This window comes from Kordiimonas lipolytica (assembly GCF_042651265.1).
GTDB classification, from domain to species: domain Bacteria; phylum Pseudomonadota; class Alphaproteobacteria; order Sphingomonadales; family Kordiimonadaceae; genus Kordiimonas; species Kordiimonas lipolytica.
The window spans coordinates 1-2,939 of record NZ_JBHSCR010000008.1 but is presented as its reverse complement, the minus strand read 5'-3'; the positions used below and the strand labels follow the sequence as shown (position 1 = coordinate 2,939).

Here is a 2,939-nt window from a genome sequence, read left to right as displayed (position 1 = left end):
GTAAGCGGTGATTTTCCCCCACGTTCCGTATGAGTTCATGATCTGCCACAAGGTGCAGGGAGTGATTTTGTCCATGGGAGGCCATATGGAGCTACAGCGTGAGAGTGATGTCGTTTCGCAGATTGTCATGACGCCGAAGGGTCAGCGGCGATGGCCTGATGAGGTGAAGGCGCGGATTGTAGCGGAGACGTTGAGGGCGGGCGCGACGGTAGATGGTGTTGCTCGGCGGTATGACCTTCGTCCCAACCATCTGTCGACCTGGCGACGCCTGGCGCGACAGGGCAAGCTGGTGCTGCCGGAGGATGACGAGGTCGGCTTCTTTGCTCCTGTCTGTGTGGAGGACGATGCGCCGTCCCGGTCGGGGTCTGCGCCCATCCTGGCTGGCACGGTCGATGTCATCTCGGGCGGTGTTACGGTACGGCTTGACGGTGCAACGCCAGCGGCGCGGATTGCCGAGATCGCCAAGGCGCTCGGAGCTCTTGGGGCATGATCTTCCCATCCAATCGGGTGCGTATCCTGGTAGCGACGAAGCCGGTGGACTTCCGCAAGGGCCACGACGGATTGGCGGCGCTGGTCCAGTCTGAGCTCAGGAAGGATCCTTTCACGGGCACGGTGTTTGTGTTCAGGGCGAAGCGGGCCGACCGGTTGAAGCTTCTCTATTGGGACGGCAGCGGTCTGGTGCTGGCCTACAAGCGGCTGGAAGAGCACAGCTTCACCTGGCCCGAGGTGCACGAGGGCATGATGACGCTGAGCCATGCCCAGTTTGAGGCTTTGTTCGCCGGTCTCGACTGGCGGCGGGTGACGCCGCTCCGGGCGAGGACACCGAAGGTCTGACAAAGTCTCTGGATAGCTGCGGCAGAGTGACTCAGGGAAACAATAATCCTGCCGCTCGGGCCGCTGTTTTGCTATGGTCTGATCATGTTCAAAGAGACCGACCTTCCCGATGATACCGAAGCCCTGAAGGCGATGATTATCGCCCAGGCAGCAGAGCTTGCCGCGAAGGAAGCTGTGATCATCCAGAAGGAAGGCGTGATCTCCGCCAAGGAGGATTGCATCACCCGGCTTGAGGCGCTGGTGAAGGCGTTCCGGGCAGCCATGTTCGGGCGGCGTTCCGAGAAGCTCGATCCGGATCAATATGACCTGGCGCTTGAGGATATCGAGGTTGGGATTGTCGCCATCGCCACCGAAGACAAGACCGCCGCCCAGGCTGTGGAGAAGGTTCGCCAGCCGAAGAGTGAGCGCGCCAGTCTGCCGCAGCACCTTCCACGTATTGATGAGGTCATCGAACCCGAGAGCACTCTCTGTGCCTGTGGCTGCCACATGCATGCGATTGGCGAGGATGTGTCGGAACGGCTGGATATCATCCCGGCCCAGTTCCGGGTGATCGTCACCCGCCGCCCCCGCTATGCTTGCCGGACGTGTGAGGATGGTATCGTCCAGGCGCCTGCGCCAGGCCGCCTGATCCCAGGGGGCTTACCGACGGAAGCCACAGTGGCCCAGGTTCTGATCTCCAAATACGCCGATCATCTCCCGCTCTATCGCCAGAGCCAGATTTATGCCCGGCAGGGCATCAAGCTCGACCGGTCGACACTCGCTGGCTGGGTCGGGCGGGCAGCGTTTGAGCTCAGGCCCGTGTATGACTGCCTGCTCAATCAGCTCAAGCGATCATCGAAACTCTTCATGGACGAGACGCCGGTGCCCGTCCTGGACCCCGGGCGGCGCAAGACCAAAACCGGCTATCTATGGGCGCTGGCGCGCGACGACCGGCCATGGAATGGCGAGGGTCCACCCGGGGTGGCCTTTCTTATGCACCGGGCAGAAGTGGCCAGCATGGTGAGGATATGCTCTCAGGCTTCAGGGGGACACTGCAAGTGGACGGGTATGCTGGCTATAACCGCCTTGCTAGACGGGCGGAGGCGCCGCTCAACCTCGCCTATTGCTGNATTGCTGGGCTCATGCCCGCCGCAAGCTGATGGATGTGGCAAAGAACAATGTTGCCCCGATCGCTGAAGAGGGCCTGAAGCGCATCGCCGCCCTCTACCGAATTGAGGCCGACATCCGGGGCCAGAGTGCTGACGTGCGCCTCGCGGTCAGACAAGAGCGTGCCGCGCCGCTGATGGACGCCTTCAAGATATGGCTTGACCAAAGCCAGGCGCGGGTGCTGGGCAAATCCCCGCTCGGACAGGCACTGGGCTATATCACCAAGCACTGGGACGGGCTGAGCCTGTATCTGACAGACGGGCGCGTTGAGATCGATAACAACACCGTCGAACGCACGATCCGGCCAATTGCCCTGAACCGGAAGAATGCCCTCTTCGCCGGTCATGATGTCGGCGCCCAGAACTGGGCTGTCATCGCGTCACTGATTGAGACCTGCAAACTTAATGCCGTCGATCCCCAGGCTTGGCTCACTCAGACATTCTCGGCTATCGTCACCGGCCACAGGCAGGCCGACATCGAAGGTCTGCTGCCCTGGAACAGGAAAGTTGCGACAACAGAGGGTGCCCCATGACATTGTCAGCCAATGAAAAGGCCACTATTACCGCGACATGCCAGACCTTTATCGACACCGTCCTAAAGCCGCGCTTCCTGCCGGTCGTCAATCAGACACCCTTCAATTACCCCGTCGATATCCAGGGGAAATGGCATGGCAGCAAGTATCGCTTCCTGCAACGCTACCGGTCGGGCTTTCCTGAGAACCTCGGTGAGGAGTTCGATGCACCCTTCGTTCGCATCGACTGGATCGGCCAAAACAGGTTCGATGTCCAATGGCATCGCCATACCGGCCAATGGTTCCCTGTCCACCAGGGCTTATCGCTCAAAGCCGCCCTCAAGGCCATTGAAACCAACGAGTTCCTCCACCCGGTGTGAACACAATAGCCCGATTGAGAGCAGCGTCACTGGCTCCCATATAGACGTGGGGGAAAATCACCGCTTAC

At 60.6% G+C, this 2,939-nt stretch carries 3 protein-coding genes and 1 pseudogene; all 4 read left to right on the top strand.

Annotated features, from left to right (window positions below):
• Positions 1–85 precede the first annotated feature (85 nt).
• The 4 genes and pseudogenes from tnpA (at position 86) to ACFO5Q_RS11525 (ending at position 2,871) form a co-directional block, all read left to right on the top strand.
• A complete protein-coding gene (gene tnpA / locus ACFO5Q_RS11540; protein ID WP_197421011.1) occupies positions 86–490 on the top strand; it encodes an IS66-like element accessory protein TnpA in 405 nt (134 codons plus the stop codon).
• Complete coding sequence (gene tnpB / locus ACFO5Q_RS11535; RefSeq protein ID WP_380084361.1) at positions 487–834, top strand: IS66 family insertion sequence element accessory protein TnpB; 348 nt, start codon at positions 487–489, stop codon at positions 832–834. The genes tnpA and tnpB overlap by 4 nt, the downstream gene beginning before the upstream one ends.
• A gap of 84 nt (positions 835–918) precedes the next feature.
• Positions 919–2,512, top strand: a pseudogene (gene tnpC / locus ACFO5Q_RS11530) (IS66 family transposase).
• Entirely contained in the window at positions 2,509–2,871 is a 363-nt protein-coding gene (locus ACFO5Q_RS11525) for a DUF3024 domain-containing protein (protein WP_380084360.1), read from the top strand. The pseudogene tnpC and the gene ACFO5Q_RS11525 overlap by 4 nt, the downstream one beginning before the upstream one ends.
• Positions 2,872–2,939 lie beyond the last annotated feature (68 nt).

What these genes read in the sequence shown, in the direction of transcription:
- tnpB (WP_380084361.1), top strand. Translation starts at nt 487, where the DNA reads ATGATCTTCCCATCCAATCGGGTGCGTATCCTGGTAGCGACGAAGCCG.
- ACFO5Q_RS11525 (WP_380084360.1), top strand. Translation starts at nt 2,509, where the DNA reads ATGACATTGTCAGCCAATGAAAAGGCCACTATTACCGCGACATGCCAG.
- tnpA (WP_197421011.1), top strand. Translation starts at nt 86, where the DNA reads ATGGAGCTACAGCGTGAGAGTGATGTCGTTTCGCAGATTGTCATGACG.